The sequence below is a fragment of the Geodermatophilus sp. SYSU D00700 genome, from assembly GCF_054050255.1.
In genome coordinates this window covers 15248-29620 of record NZ_JBJGZA010000020.1, presented here as the reverse complement: position 1 = coordinate 29620, position 14373 = coordinate 15248, and the positions used below count along the sequence as shown (strand labels likewise).

General features: G+C 76.9%; 11 protein-coding genes. 2 read left to right on the top strand and 9 right to left on the bottom strand.

The features are described 5' to 3' along the window. Positions 1-124 precede the first annotated feature (124 nt). The 3 genes from ACI79V_RS15210 to ilvD form a co-directional block, all read right to left on the bottom strand. Positions 125-2806, bottom strand: coding sequence for a putative bifunctional diguanylate cyclase/phosphodiesterase (locus ACI79V_RS15210; protein WP_456890504.1), 2682 nt, complete (start codon positions 2804-2806; stop codon positions 125-127). Continuing rightward, a complete protein-coding gene (locus ACI79V_RS15205) occupies positions 2799-5504 on the bottom strand; it encodes a putative bifunctional diguanylate cyclase/phosphodiesterase (protein WP_456890503.1) in 2706 nt (901 codons plus the stop codon). The genes ACI79V_RS15210 and ACI79V_RS15205 overlap by 8 nt, the downstream gene beginning before the upstream one ends. 81 nt (positions 5505-5585) lie before the next feature. Next, positions 5586-7289, bottom strand: a complete 1704-nt coding sequence (gene ilvD, locus ACI79V_RS15200) for a dihydroxy-acid dehydratase (RefSeq protein WP_456890502.1) — start codon at positions 7287-7289, stop codon at positions 5586-5588. Positions 7290-7371: 82 nt separating this feature from the next. Between ilvD and ACI79V_RS15195 the strand changes: the two genes are divergently transcribed. After that, the gene (locus ACI79V_RS15195) at positions 7372-8208 is read left to right on the top strand and encodes a helix-turn-helix transcriptional regulator (RefSeq protein WP_456890501.1); all 837 of its coding nucleotides are present in this window, start codon (positions 7372-7374) and stop codon (positions 8206-8208) included. Here ACI79V_RS15195 and ACI79V_RS15190 read toward each other — a convergent pair. Further along, a complete protein-coding gene (locus tag ACI79V_RS15190) occupies positions 8190-8570 on the bottom strand; it encodes a PH domain-containing protein (protein ID WP_456890500.1) in 381 nt (126 codons plus the stop codon). The genes ACI79V_RS15195 and ACI79V_RS15190 overlap by 19 nt on opposite strands. A gap of 19 nt (positions 8571-8589) precedes the next feature. After that, positions 8590-9549, bottom strand: a complete 960-nt coding sequence (locus ACI79V_RS15185; protein ID WP_456890499.1) for a 2-hydroxyacid dehydrogenase — start codon at positions 9547-9549, stop codon at positions 8590-8592. Between the two features lie 80 nt (positions 9550-9629). Here ACI79V_RS15185 and ACI79V_RS15180 point away from each other — a divergent pair, with 80 nt between their 5' ends. After that, positions 9630-10802: a PQQ-dependent sugar dehydrogenase gene (locus ACI79V_RS15180; RefSeq protein WP_456890498.1), complete on the top strand. Its 1173-nt coding sequence runs from the start codon at positions 9630-9632 to the stop codon at positions 10800-10802. Between the two features lie 51 nt (positions 10803-10853). Here the strand turns inward: ACI79V_RS15180 and gatB are convergent, their stop codons facing one another. From gatB to gatC, 4 genes are read right to left on the bottom strand one after another with little or no spacing between them, the layout of a single operon-like run. Next, a complete protein-coding gene (gene gatB, locus ACI79V_RS15175) occupies positions 10854-12353 on the bottom strand; it encodes an Asp-tRNA(Asn)/Glu-tRNA(Gln) amidotransferase subunit GatB (protein WP_456890497.1) in 1500 nt (499 codons plus the stop codon). Continuing rightward, entirely contained in the window at positions 12350-12532 is a 183-nt protein-coding gene (locus ACI79V_RS15170) for a hypothetical protein (RefSeq protein ID WP_456875554.1), read from the bottom strand. Before ACI79V_RS15170 ends, gatB begins: the two co-directional genes overlap by 4 nt. Next, complete coding sequence (gene gatA / locus ACI79V_RS15165) at positions 12529-14022, bottom strand: Asp-tRNA(Asn)/Glu-tRNA(Gln) amidotransferase subunit GatA (RefSeq protein WP_456890496.1); 1494 nt, start codon at positions 14020-14022, stop codon at positions 12529-12531. The genes ACI79V_RS15170 and gatA overlap by 4 nt, the downstream gene beginning before the upstream one ends. Beyond that, entirely contained in the window at positions 14019-14351 is a 333-nt protein-coding gene (gene gatC / locus ACI79V_RS15160; protein WP_456890495.1) for an Asp-tRNA(Asn)/Glu-tRNA(Gln) amidotransferase subunit GatC, read from the bottom strand. The genes gatA and gatC overlap by 4 nt, the downstream gene beginning before the upstream one ends. Positions 14352-14373 lie beyond the last annotated feature (22 nt).

Below are 14373 nucleotides of genomic sequence, written 5' to 3'. Positions count from 1 at the left end.
TCGGTCGACCGGCGCGCTAGGCGACTACGAGGAGCAGGCAGGCGGAGGGCACGACGACACTGTGCGCCTCCCCCGCCGGGACGTCAACCACACCGTCCCACTCAGTGGGACCGATTCGCCCGCGTCATGGGACGGCGACGGGCTCCCGGACGGCGTCGGGCTCCCGCACGGCGTCGGCGAGCAGTGCGGGGTCGAACCCGTCGACGAGCGCAGGCAGGTCGGCGGCCGGCACCGGGCGGCCGATCAGCCAGCCCTGGAGGAAGGTGCAGCCCAGCCGCGTGAGCACCTCGAGCTGGGCGGGGGTCTCGACGCCCTCGGCGACGACGTCCATGCCGAGCGTGCGGCCGAGGTCGACGACGCTGCCCACCAGCGCCGCGCCGCGGGGGTCGGTGTCGATGCCGGAGACGAACCCGCGGTCCATCTTCAGCACCTGCACGGGCAGCCGGGCGAGGTAGGCCAGCGAGGACCAGCCCTTGCCGAAGTCGTCGAGGGACACGATGCAGCCCAGCGCCGACAGCTCGGCGAGCTCGCTGAGCAGCCGCTCGTCGTCGTCGATGAGGACGCTCTCGGTCACCTCGATCATCAGCATCCGCGCGGGCAGCCCGGAGCGGCGCAGGGCGCGGGTGACGTCCTCGACCAGGCAGCGGGCCTGCAGGTGGCGCACGGAGATGTTGACGCCGAGCTTGAGGTCGCGGCCGCCGGCGACCAGGCGCGCGTGCTCGGCGGTCGCGGTGTCCAGCACCCAGCGCTGCAGCGGGACGATGAGGCCGTCCTCCTCGGCCAGCCCGATGAACTCCTCGGGGGAGACCGGGCCGAGCTCGGGGTGGTCCCAGCGGGCCAGTGCCTCGACGCCGAGGACGCGCCGCTCCGCGGTGCCCGCGACCGGCTGGTAGACCAGCCGGAGCCGGCCCTGCTCGATGGCGGCGGGCAGGTCGCGGGCCAGCCGGCTGCGCCGGGCGGACTCCTCGACGAGGGCCTCCCCCGACGCCCGGACGCCGTTCTTGCCCTGCGCCTTGACGGTGCGCAGCGCCAGGTCGGCCTCGCGGACGGTCGCCGAGACGTCGGCGCCGGGCAGCACCTCGGTGACCCCGACGCTGGCCGAGACGTGCAGCAGCGCGCCGGAGTCGTCGTGTCGGCGGGTGTGGTCCAGCCGCCGGACCAGCCGCTCGGCCAGCGCGAGCGCCTGTTCGGGCCCGGCGTCGACGACGAGGGCGAACTCGTCGCCGCCCAGGCGGGCGACCAGGTCGGTGCCGCGGGCCTCGGCGCGCAGCGCGTCGGCCACCTCGCACAGCAGCCGGTCCCCCGCGTCGTGGCCGGCGACGTCGTTGACCGCCTTGAAGCCGTCGAGGTCGACCAGCAGCACGCAGGCGCTGCGGCCGCGGCCCGCGCGGTCGAGGGCGGTCTCGAGCGCGGCCATGAAGCGGGCCCGGTTGGGCAGGCCGGTGAGGGAGTCGGTGTAGGCCAGCCGCTCCAGCTCGCGGTGGGTGGCGCGGCGCTCGGTCACGTCGCGCAGGTGCAGCACCAGGCGCTCGGAGCGGCCGCCGTCGCGGACCGCGCCGGAGACCTCGACGTCCCGCCAGGTCCCGTCGGCGGTCTGCAGCCGGCCGGCCAGGGGCAGCGCGGCGGCGGAGTCGTCGCCGAGGGCGGCGGCCACGCGGTCGAGCAGGTCGGCGTCGTCGGGGTGCAGCAGGGTGGCGAACGACCGCCCGACCAGCTCCTCCTCCGGCCGGCCGAGCTGCGCGGCGACCGGCCCGGACACCGCCGAGACCCGGCCCGCGGCGTCGAGGACGACGGTGACCGCGTCGCCGCTGTGCACCAGCGCGCGGAACGACCCCTCGGTCCGCTCGAGGCGGCGGGTGAGACGGGCGGCGTCGAGCGCCCACAGCAGCGTGCGGGCCGAGGTGAGCACCAGCAGGACGACGGCGCAGGCGGCCTCGGCGGCGGTCACGGGGCGGCCGGTCACCGCGGCGCTGCAGACGGCCACCAGGGCCAGGGTCGCCGTCCCGTGCGCGAGGACCCCGCCCCGCAGCGGCAGGGCACGGGCGGCCGGCACCGGCGCGCCCTCCCCCGGGTCCGCGGCGGCGGCGCGGAGGCCCGCGCCCAGCATGGTCAGCCAGCCGAGCACGGTGAGCACGCCCCAGCCGGCCGCGGCGTCCGGCGTCGCCCGCTCGACCGCGCCGGAGAGCGCCACGACGGCCATCGCGAGGAAGGCGCCCAGCAGCCAGGTGGCGCTGCGCCGGCGCGGCTCGGCGACGGCGGTGACCGCGACCAGGCCGACGCCGGCCAGCACCGCACCGACCAGCGGGTACCCGGCCGTCACCAGCCCCGGGCCGCCCGCGGTCCCGGTCACCAGGTCGGTGAGCAGGACCGCGCCGCACAGGGCGAGGGCCAGGGTGACCACCACGGCGTCGAGCAGCACCCGCGTGCCGACCCGGCGGGCCGACCGCGGCGGGAGCAGCAGCAGTGCCGCGGCCACGCCCAGCGGCACCCCGGCCAGGGTGAGGAGGTCCTCGACCCCGGCGGCGGGCAGGTCCCGGGCGGGGCGGGTCAGGGCCAGGGCCTGGCCCAGGGCGAGCAGCGCCCCGGACGCGGCCAGCGCCCACCAGGGACGCCCGGCGCGGCCCGGCCGGCGCAGCGCGCACGGGACCAGGACGGCGGCCGACGCGGCCGACGCCAGCCCGAGGACGGCGGGCACCACGGTGACCGTCGCCGGGGACCCGGTGAGCTGCAGCGCCGTCGTCGCGGCGCCGAGCAGGGCCAGCAGCACCTGCACGGCCGTCCCGGCGCGGGCGGGGAGGTCACGCACCGCGCACCACCCGGACCGCCGGCTCCTCCACCGGCGCGGCCGCCAGCCCGACCAGGCCGGGCCACAGCGCGCCGGCGTTGTCCTGCAGCACGTGCGCCAGCTCGGCCGCCGGCAGCGGGCGGGACAGCAGGAAGCCCTGCGCGAAGCCGATCCCCATGCCGCGCAGCACGCCGAGCTGCGCGGGGGTCTCCACGCCCTCGGCGACGACGTCGAGGCGGAGCGTGCGGCCGATGGTCACCACCGACTCGCACAGCGCGCGGCTCTGCCGGTCGCGGTCGACCCGGGAGACCATCGCGCGGTCGAGCTTGAGCACGTCGATGGGCAGGCGGGTGAGCTGCACCAGCGAGGAGGAGCCGGTGCCGAAGTCGTCGAGCGCCACGTGCACGCCCATCAGGCGCAGCGCCGAGACGTCGCCGGCCGCGGAGTCGCCGTCGGCGAGCACGGTCGCCTCGGTGATCTCCAGGACGAGCCGCTCGGGCTCCAGCCCGGAGTCCGACAGCGCGCCGGCGACGTCCTCGACGAGGGTGCGGGCGGCGACGTGCGCGGCGGAGATGTTGACCCCCAGCCGCAGCGGCACGCCCCGGACGGCGGGCAGCGCGGCGGTGGTCGTGCACGCCTCCCGGAGCGCCCAGCGCTGGAGCTCGGCGATGACGCCGGCGCGCTCGGCGACCGGGACGAACTCGCGCGGCGGGACCTCGCCGAGCTCGGGGTGCCGCCAGCGCAGCAGCGCCTCGACGCCGGTGACCCGCTGCTCCTCCATCGAGACGATCGGCTGGAAGGCCAGCCACAGCTCGCCGCGGGCGGCGGCGCCGGCGACGTCCTCCCGCAGCCGGTCGCGGCGCGCGGCGGCCGCGCCCAGCGCCGGGGTCCACAGGGTGGCGCGGGCCGTACCCGAGGCGCGGGCGGTGGTGACGGCCAGCTCGGCGCGGGCGGTCAGCTCGGCGACGCCGAGGCCGGGCTCGACCACGACGACGCCGACGTCGCCGGTGAGGTCGAAGACGCCTGCGGGGGTGGTCACGGGCTGCTCGATGACGCCCAGGCAGCGGTCGCCGAGCAGGACGGCGGTGTCGGCGTCGCCCGCCGCGAGGACACCGAACGTGCCGCCGGCCAGTCGGGCGACCACCTCCTCGCCGCGGACGGTGGCACGCAGCCGCCGGCCGAGCTCGACGAGGACGGCGGAGACGGTGTCGCGGCCGGCGTGCTCGCGCACGGCGTCGAGGCCGCGGACGTCGACCAGGAGCACCGCGGGACCGGGGACGGGGCCGGACACGGCGGCGGCCAGCGCGGCGTGCCAGCCGGCCCGGTTGGGCAGGCCGGTCAGCTCGTCGGCGTAGGCGACCTCCTCGAGGGCGCGCTCGCGGGCCTCGCGCTCGGTGACGTCGCGGCAGTGCAGGACGACGGCGGCGACCGACTCCTCGGCCCGCAGGTCGGAGACGCTGGCCTCCAGGCAGCGGACGCCTCCCGCCGCGTCGCGCAGGTGCAGCGTCACCAGCCCGGCGGTGCCGTCGGGGCCGCCGTCGAGGACCCGCCGCAGCCGGGCGGCGTCCTCGGGGTCCATGGTCCCGGGCCGGCCCGCGGCGCCGGTGAGCAGGTCGCGGCCGGCCAGGTCGGCCGGCGTGGTGCCCAGGAGCGCGGCCAGCGCCGGGGACGCCCAGTCGACCCGCAGCCGGCGGTCGAGGACGAGCACCGCCTCGCGGGTCGAGCGCAGCAGGTTGCGGAAGTAGGCCTCGTCGTGGCGCAGGCGGGCGCTGCGCTGCTGGTCCTCGCGGGCGGCGACCCAGCGGTGCGCCGCCGACAGCGCGACGCACAGCAGGACCCCGGCGAGGGTCACCCAGGTCGGTGCGGTGCCCACCGCCAGCGGGACGAGGGCGGTCGCGACGACGACGACCAGCGCGAGCTGCGGCAGCACCGACCGCAGTGCGACGGCGAGGCCGCCGGCCGGGACCTCGGAGGACGCGGGGGCCGCGGCCGGGCCGGTGTCGAGCGAGCGCGCGAGCACCAGCAGCGCCAGCCCGAGGACGACCGCGACGCGGGTGGCGGCGACGACGTCGGGCGCGCCGAGCAGCGCGGCGGAGGTGCCGGTGCCGCGGCCGGCGGCGAGCAGCACCAGCGCGCCGAGCAGGACGCCGGCCATGCGCTGGCGGTGCGCCTCGACGGCGCCGAGGACGGTGAGCGCGGCGGCCATGACCGCCCCGGTGGCCGCGACGGCGGCGCCGAGCACGAGCTGCGCGCCGAGGGAGAGGGTGGTCCAGCTGGTGCCCGGGCCGACCATGAGCACCTGCATGACCACCACCGCGGCCGTGCCGAAGAGGGCGAGCTCGAGCACGGTCCGCGAGCCGGTGGCGCGCAGGGTGGCGCGTCCGACCATGCCGAGCAGGCCGGCCACCGTGACCACGTAACCGGGGACGGTCGGCAGCCAGCGCAGGACCACCTGGTGCAGCACGGTGTCCGGCTGGGCGGTCCAGGAGACGACCAGCGCGAGGACGGGGAACAGCGGGGCGAGGGCGAGCAGCCGCCAGGGGCGGTCGGCGGGCCCGCCGGTGCGGCTGGCGGCCCACAGCGCGGCCGACGTCGCCACCCCGGCCAGGCCGGTGACGACGTCGCCGAGCAGGTGCAGCGCCGGGACGGCGGTGGCGCACACGCACGCCACGGCGGCCGGGACGGCCGTCGCGAACAGCCACCTGGTCCGTCGCTCCACACCCCGGGTGTCGGCACCCCGGCGGACCCGCCACACCCCGCCCCGGGACCGCTCACCCCAACGAGGGGGGAACGCCCCGGGTCAGCCGCAGATGGCGCCCGAGGCCGCGGAGCCGACGAGCTTGGCGTACTTGCCGAGGACGCCGGTGGTGTAGCGCGGGGGCAGCGGCTGCCACTCCGCGCGGCGGCGGGTCAGCTCGGCGTCGTCGACCAGGAGGTCCAGCGTGCGGGTGGTGAGGTCGAGGCGGACCGGGTCGCCGTCGCGCACCAGCGCGATCGGGCCGCCCTCGGTGGCCTCCGGCGCGACGTGCCCGATGCACAGCCCGGTCGTGCCGCCGGAGAAGCGGCCGTCGGTGAGCAGCAGGACGTCCTTGCCGAGCCCGGCGCCCTTGATCGCGCCGGTGACGGCGAGCATCTCGCGCATGCCCGGCCCGCCCTTGGGCCCCTCGTACCGGATGACGACGACGTCGCCGGGCTGCAGCGTGCCCTCGGTGACCGCGTCCATGGCACCCTGCTCGCCGTCGAAGACGCGGGCGGTGCCCTCGAAGACGTCGCGGTCGAAGCCGGCCGACTTCACCACCGCCCCCTCGGGCGCCAGCGAGCCGTGCAGGATCGTCAGCCCGCCCGTCCGGTGGATGGGCCGGTTCATCGCGTGGATGATCGCGCCGTCGGGGTCGGGCGGGGCGATCTCGGCGAGGTTCTCGGCCATCGTCCGCCCGGTGACGGTGAGCGTGTCGCCGTGCAGCAGGCCGGCGTCGAGCAGCGCGCGCAGGACCACCGGGACGCCGCCGATGCGGTCGATGTCGGTCATGACGTAGCGGCCGAAGGGCTTGACGTCGGCCAGGTGCGGCGTGCGGTCGCCGATCCGGTTGAAGTCGTCGAGGGTCAGCTCCACCTGCGCCTCGTGCGCGATGGCCATGAGGTGCAGCACCGCGTTGGTCGACCCGCCCAGCGCCATGACCACGGTGATCGCGTTCTCGAAGGCCTCGCGGGTCATGATCTGACGGGCGGTGATGCCCTTGCGCAGCAGGTTCACCACGGCCTCGCCGGAGGCGACGGCGAAGGCGTCGCGGCGGCTGTCGGGGGCCGGCGGGGCGGCGCTGCCCGGCAGCGCCATCCCGAGCGCCTCGGCGACGCTGGCCATGGTGTTGGCGGTGTACATGCCGCCGCAGGAGCCCATCCCGGGGCAGGCGGCCCGCTCGACGGCGGCCAGCTCGTCCTCGCTGATCAGCCCGCGGGCGCAGGCCCCGACCGCCTCGAAGACGTCGATGATCGTCAGGTCGTCGCGGTCGCCGAGCCGGCCGGGCAGCGTCGAGCCGGAGTAGAGGAAGACGCTGGCCAGGTCGAGGCGGGCGGCGGCCATGAGCATGCCGGGCAGCGACTTGTCGCAGCCGGCGAGCAGCACCGTGCCGTCGAGCCGCTCGGCGAACACCACCGTCTCCACCGAGTCGGCGATGACCTCGCGGCTGACCAGCGAGGCGCGCATGCCCTCGTGGCCCATGGAGATGCCGTCGGAGACCGAGATGGTGCCGAACTCCAGCGGGAAGCCGCCCGCGGCGTGCACGCCCTCCTTGGCCCGCTTGGCCAGCCGGTCCAGCGAGAGGTTGCACGGGGTGATCTCGTTCCACGACGAGGCGACACCGATCTGCGGCTTGTCCCAGTCGTCGTCGCCCATGCCCACCGCGCGCAGCATCGCCCGGGCGGGGGCGCGGGTGATGCCGTCGGTCACCTCACGGCTGCGGGGCTTGACGTCGGCGGTGGCGCGGGGCTCGTCCACGGTGGTCACGGGAAGGGAGGGTAGGCCGGTCCGCGGCACCGTCCCAGACGCGCTCGATACTGGTACCGCCACCACCACCGAGGAGCCGTCCGTGTCCGCCACCGCCCGTCAGGAGCTGGCCGGGTTCCTGCGCTCGCGCCGCCGGCAGGTCGACCCGCGGACGGCCGGGCTGCCCCCGTCCGGCGCCCGCCGCACGCCGGGTCTGCGCCGCGAGGAGGTCGCGCTGCTCTCGGGGGTGAGCGCCACCTGGTACACCTGGCTCGAGCAGGCCCGCGACATCCACCCGTCGCGGCAGGTGGTCGACGCGCTGGCCCGCACGCTGCGGATGTCGCCGGCCGAGCACGGCTACGTCCTGCGCCTGACCGGGCACGGCGGCGCCCCGGTCGACCCGGCCGAGGGGATGCCCGGGCACGTGCAGCGGCTGCTGGACGCGCTGGGCCCCTCCCCCGCCTACGCCATCACCGCCGACTGGACGATCGCCGGGTGGAACCGCGCCTACGAGCGCTTCTACCCCGGGGTGGCCACCGTCCCCCTCGCCGAGCGCAACCTGCTGTGGCTGGTGTTCACCGACCCCGCGGTCCGTGCCCTGCTCGGTGACTGGCGCACCGACAGCCGCCGGTTCCTCACCCAGTTCCGCGCCGAGGTGGGCCCGCGGCTGGCCGACCCGGCCGTCGTCGACCTGGTGTCGCGCCTGGAGGCGGCCAGCCCGCACTTCCGCGCCGGCTGGGCCAGCCGCGACGTCGACCGGTTCAGCTCCGGCGAGCGGCGCTTCGAGCACCCGGAGGTCGGCACGCTGCTGCTCGAGCACCACCAGCTGACGCCGGCCGACGCCCCCGGGCTGCAGGTGGTCGTCTACACCGCCGCCGCGGGCAGCGAGACCGCCGGTCGGCTCCGGGTGCTCGCCGGGGATCAGCCCGCCGGCGGCTGAGGGACGTCGAAGCGGCCGCCCGACCACCCGGCCAGCCGCGGCAGGTCGCGAGCGCGCAGCACCGGCAGCGGCACCTCCCCGCCCCCGCGGGTGACCAGCCGCAGCCGCGCGTTGCGGACGACGCGGATGCCGGCCAGGTCGTCCCACGCCACCCGGCGCTGGCCGAGCAGCCCGCGGGTGGTGATGCCGGCGTCGTCGACGTCGACGCCCACCCGCAGCACCCAGGCCGCGGCGAGCAGCGGCAGCAGCAGGACCAGCGCGGCGGCCGGTGACGCGGCGGCGAACGGCAGCACGCAGACGGCGAGGAACACGACGGGGAGCAGTGCGACCCGGCTCAGCCGCATGCGTGCGAGGACAGCCACGTCTCCCGATCATCCCCGCTCAGTAGGCGTCGACGACGTCGGCCAGCGGCTCGCCCGCCAGCACCCGCCGCAGCTGGGCGACGACGGCGTCCTGCGCGCGGGCGCCGGCGTCGGGCACCGTGCCGGCCACGTGCGGGGTGAGCAGCAGGCCCGGCGCCGACCACAGCGGGTGGCCCGCGGGCAGCGGCTCGGGGTCGGTGACGTCGAGGGCGGCGCGCAGCCGGCCGCGGGTCAGCTCGGCGAGCAGCGCGCCGGTGTCGACGACCACCCCGCGCGCGGCGTTGACCAGCAGGGCGCCGTCGGGCATGGCGGCGAGGAAGGCGGCGTCGACCAGGCCGGTGGTCTCCGCGGTGACCGGCACGATCACGACCACGACGTCGGCGTGCGGCAGCAGGGCCGGCAGCTCCCCGGTGCCGTGCACGCCATCGCGGGCGGTCCGTCCGACGTAGGTCAGCTCGACGTCGAAGCCGGACAGCATCGCGCCGACCCGGCGGCCGATGTCGCCGGCGCCGACCACGAGCACCTGCGCCCCGACCAGCGATCGGTAGGGGCGCGGCGACCAGCAGCCGGCGTCCTGCTCGCGCACCAGGTCGGGCAGTCCGCGCTGGGCGGCCAGCGTCGCGGCCACCACCCACTCCGCCGTCGCCGGGGTGTGCGCGCCGCGCGCGTTGCACAGCACGACGCCGTCGGGCAGCCGGCCGGCGAAGCGCTCGGCGCCGGCGCTCTGCAGCTGGACCAGCCGCAGTCGCGGCAGCGCGGCGAGGAACTCCGGCGCCGGCGCGCTCCCGCCGAACGAGGGCACCCACACCTGCGCCTGCGCGGCCTCCCCCGCCGGCGGGCCGGCGTCGGCGTCGACCGGGACCGCGCGGACCCGCGGGGAGAGCTCCGCGACGGCGTCGGCCATCTCCCGGGCGGGGACCAGGACGGTCAGCGTCTCGTCGGGACCGACGACGTCGGTGCCGAGGATCTCCGGTGCCACGGCCCCCGACCGTAGGCAGCGGCCGGCCGGGCCGCCCGGCGGGCACCGCGCGCCCCGCCCGCGCCCGTACCCTGGGCCCGGTGAGGCGGCAGCGGGGACGGCGGGCGGCCGCCGCCGCGTGCACCGCGACCCTGACCCTGGTGCTCGCCGGCTGCGGCGACGACGGCTACGAGCCCGCGGGGCCCTTCCGGCCGCTGCCCGAGGGGCCGCCGCCGCAGGTCGGGCCGCCGACGGAGTCCTCGCCCGCGCCGGCGCCCGGCGAGCCGGCCGACCCGAACTCGGGCCAGACCGGCGGGGACCCGAACGTCGTCGCGACCGACCTGCTCGTGCCCACCGGGCTGGTCGTGCTGCCCGACGGCACCGCGGTGGTGGGCGAGCGCGAGACCGGGCGGTTGCTGCAGGTGTTCCCCGACCGCTCCCCCGCGCGCGAGCTGATGGTCGTGCCCGGCATCGACACCGGCGGCGACGGCGGGCTGCTGGGCCTCGCGCTGTCGCCGACCTTCGACGAGGACGGGCTGTTCTACGCCTACGTCTCGACGGCGACCGACAACCGCGTCGTCCGCTTCCCGATGGGCGGCACGCCCAACCCGGTCCTCACCGGCATCCCGCGCGGCGAGACCCACAACGGCGGTGGCCTGCGGTTCGCCCCCGACGGCACCCTCTACGTCGGCACCGGTGACACCGGGAACCCGGCGCTCGCGCAGGACCCGGCGTCGCTGGGCGGCAAGGTGCTGCACGTCGACGTCTTCGGGCAGCCGGCCAACGCCGCGGGTCCGGTGTTCAGCAGCGGGTTCGCCGACGTGACCGCGGTGTGCCTCAGCGGCGACCAGCCGGCCACCGTCTACGCCGTCGACGAGTCCGCCGCCGGGCCCGACGAGCTCAACGTGCTCAGCGAGGGCACCGACCACGGCTGGCCGGTCGCCGGCCCCGGCACGGCGGAGCCGGTGCTCCGGCTCGACAACGGGGCCGCCGGGCTCGGCGGGTGCACCGCCGCCGGCACCACGGTGTTCCTCGGCGCGCTCGACGGCCAGCGGGTGTACGTCGTCCAGCTCGACGGCGAGGGCAGCGTGGTCGCGCAGCCCGAGGAGCTGCTCGGCGGCCGCTACGGCCGGCTGCGCACCGTCGTCCTCGACGGCGAGGGCGCGCTGTGGATCACGACGTCGAACGAGGACGGGATCGGCACGCCCGCCGAGGACGACGACCGGGTGCTGCGGATCCTCCCGCCCAGCTCGACGGGCTCCAGCCCGGTCTGAGCGTGCACTCCCGCGGATCCGCCCGGGGCAGATCCGCGGAAGTGCCCGGCCTCAGGACCCGAGCACCCGCTCCTCGAGCATCCGGCGGACCGTCGCCGCGTCGGCCTTGCCGCGGGTGGCCTTCATGACCGCACCGACCAGCGCGCCGAGCGCCTGCACCTTGCCGCCCTGCACCTTGGCCACGACGTCGGGGGCGCCGGCGATCGCGGCGTCGACGGCGGCCACCAGCTCGTCGGACTCCCCCAGCACCGCCAGGCCGCGGGCCTCGACGACGGCGCGCGGGTCGCCCTCCCCGGCCAGCACGCCGTCGAGCGCCTGACGGGCCAGCTGGTCGTTGACGGTGCCCTCGGCGACCAGCGCGCTCAGCTCGGCGACCTGGCGCGGGGTGACCGCCAGCGCGGACAGCTCCACGCCGGCGTCGTTGGCGCGGCGGGCCAGCTCGCCCAGCCACCACTTGCGCGCGTCGGCCGGCGAGGCGCCCGCGGCGACGGTCTCCTCCACCAGCCCCAGCGCGCCGGCGTTGACCAGCCAGGCCATCTCGGTGGCAGACAGGCCCCACTCCTCGCGCAGCCGCGCTCGGCGGGCGGCCGGCAGCTCGGGCAGCGCGGCGGCGAGCTTCTCCACCCACTCGGCGTCGGGGGCCAGCGGGACGAGGTCGGGCTCGGGGAAGTACCGGTAGTCGGTGGCCTCCTCCTTGCTGCGGCCCGGCGAGGTGCTGCCGGTGTCCTCGTGGAAGTGGCGGGTCTCCTGCACCACCCGGCGCCCGGCGTCGAGGACGGCGGCCTGCCGGCGCATCTCGAAGCGCACGGCCCGCTCGACCGACCGCAACGAGTTGACGTTCTTGGTCTCGGTGCGGGTGCCCCACTCGAGGCTGCCGATCGGGGCCAGCGAGGTGTTGACGTCGCAGCGCAGGCTGCCCTGCTCCATGCGGACGTCGGAGGCGCCGAGGGTCTGGACGATCTCGCGCAGCTCGGTGACGTACGCGCGGGCGACCTCGGGCGCCTTCGCCCCGGCCCCGGCGACCGGCCGGGTGACGATCTCGACCAGCGGGATGCCGGCCCGGTTGAAGTCGACGAGGGAGTACTCGGCGCCGTGGATGCGGCCGGTGGCCCCGCCCACGTGCAGGTTCTTGCCGGTGTCCTCCTCGAGGTGCACCCGCTCGATCTCCACGCGGTAGGTCTCGCCGTCGACCTCGACGTCGAGGTGCCCGGCGGTGCACAGCGGCTCGTCGTACTGGCTGGTCTGGAAGCCCTTGGGGATGTCCGGGTAGAAGTAGTTCTTGCGGGCGAAGCGCGACCAGGACGCGATCCGGCAGCCCAGGGCCAGGCCGATGCGGATCGTCGACTCGACCGCGACGGCGTTGGCCACCGGCAGCGAGCCGGGCAGGCCCAGGCACACCGGGCAGGTCTGGGTGTTGGGCTCGGCGCCGAAGACGGTGGTGCAGCCGCAGAACATCTTCGACTCGGTGCCCAGCTCGACGTGCGTCTCCAGGCCGATCACCGGCTCGTAGCGGGTGAGGACGTCGTCGAACTCGACGAGGGGCTCGGTCACGAGCGGGGGTCTCCCTTCGGGGCGGTGCTGCGCCCGGTCAGCCAGGCGCCGACCCCGGTCAGCAGGCCCAGGACGATGAAGACGGCGAAGACCGCCTCCCCGGTGGTCAGCCACAGGACCAGCCCGGCGACGACGACGAAGGCGGTCAGGCCCCAGGCGGCCTTGAGCGGGCCGGTCACGCGGCACGCTCCGCGAGCCGGTCGGTGAGCGGCGCGCCCAGCGCGGCCTCGACGGTGGCCGCGACGCGGTAGCAGCGGTCGTCGGCCAGGGCCGGCGCCATCACCTGCAGGCCGACCGGCAGGCCCTCGGACAGCCCGCAGGGCACCGAGATGGCCGGGACCCCGGCGAGGCTGGCCGGCAGGGTGCACAGGTCGGCGGCGTACATGGCCAGCGGGTCGTCCACGCGGGCGCCGATCGGCCAGGCCACGGTCGGGCTGGTGGGGCTGACCAGCACGTCGACGTCGTCGTACGCGGCGCTGAAGTCGCGGCTGATCAGCGTGCGGACCTTCTGCGCCTGCCCGTAGTAGGCCTCGTAGTAGCCGGCCGACAGCGCGTAGGTGCCGAGGATGATCCGCCGCTTGACCTCGGCGCCGAAGCCCTGCTCGCGGGTGAGCGCCATGACCTCGTCGACGTCGCGGCTGCCGTCGTCGCCCTCGCGGATGCCGAACCGCATGCCCTCGAAGCGGGCCAGGTTCGACGACGCCTCGCTGGGGGCGATGAGGTAGTACGCGGGCAGCGCCAGCCCGAACGACGGGCAGGACACCTCGCGCACCTCGGCCCCGGCGGCCTCGAGCAGCGCGACCGCCTCGGCGAACCGGTCGAGCACGCCCTGCTCGTACCCCTCGCGGGCGCCCTCGCCGCCGAGTTCGCGGACGACGCCGACGCGCAGGCCCGACAGGTCGCCGCCGGCGCCGCGGCGGGCGGCCTCCACCACGGTGGGCACCGGCGCGTCGATGCTCGTGGAGTCGCGCGGGTCGTGCCCGCCGATGGCCTCGTGCAGCAGCGCGGCGTCCATGACCGTGCGGGCCATCGGGCCGGCCTGGTCGAGGCTCGAGGAGAAGGCGATCAGCCCGTAGCGCGACACCGAGCCGTAGGTGGGCTTGTGCCCGACCAGGCCGGTGACCGCGGCGGGCTGGCGGATCGAGCCGCCGGTGTCGGTGCCGAGGGCCAGCGGCGCCAGCCGGCCGGCGACCGCGGCGCTCGACCCGCCGGAGGAGCCGCCGGGGATCCGGTCGTGGTCCCACGGGTTGCGGGTCGCCCGGTAGGCGGAGTTCTCGGTGGACGAGCCCATGGCGAACTCGTCCATGTTGGTCTTGCCCAGGAGCACGGTGCCGGCGTCCTTGAGCAGGCGGGCGACGGTGGCGTCGTAGGGCGGGCGCCAGCCCTCGAGGATCCGCGAGCCGCTGGTGGTGGGCACGCCCTCGGTGACGAAGACGTCCTTGAGCGCGACCGGGATGCCGGCGAGGCCGGTGCCCGCGGTGCCCGACGCGTCGACCTCGGCGGCGCGGGCGAGCGCCGCCTCCTCGTCGACGTGCAGGTAGGCGCCGAGGGCGCCGTCCTCGGCGGCGATCCGGTCGAGGTGGGCGCGGGTGACCTCCACCGACGACGTCTCGCCGGCGGCCAGGGCCGCCTGCAGCTCGGCGGCGGTGAGGGCGGTGAGGTCGCTCACTCCTCCTCCCCCAGGATGCGCGGGACGCGGAAGCGGCCGTCCTCGGCGGCGGGGGCGCCGGCCAGGACGACGTCGCGGGGCAGGCACGGGGTGGCGACGTCGGCGCGCAGCACGTTGGTCAGCGGGACGGCGTGCGTGGTGGGCGCGACGTCGGCGACGTCGGCGCGCTGCACCTGCGCCACGGCGTCGAGGACCGCCCCCAGCTGGCCGGCGAAGCGGTCGAGCTCCTCGTCGGTGACGGCCAGGCGGGCCAGCCGCGCGAGGTGCGCGATGTCCTGGCGGCCGAGGGCGGGCGCCGCTCCGCGGTCGCTGGTGGGCTCGGTGCTCATGCTGGGGCGGGACTCCTGTCGT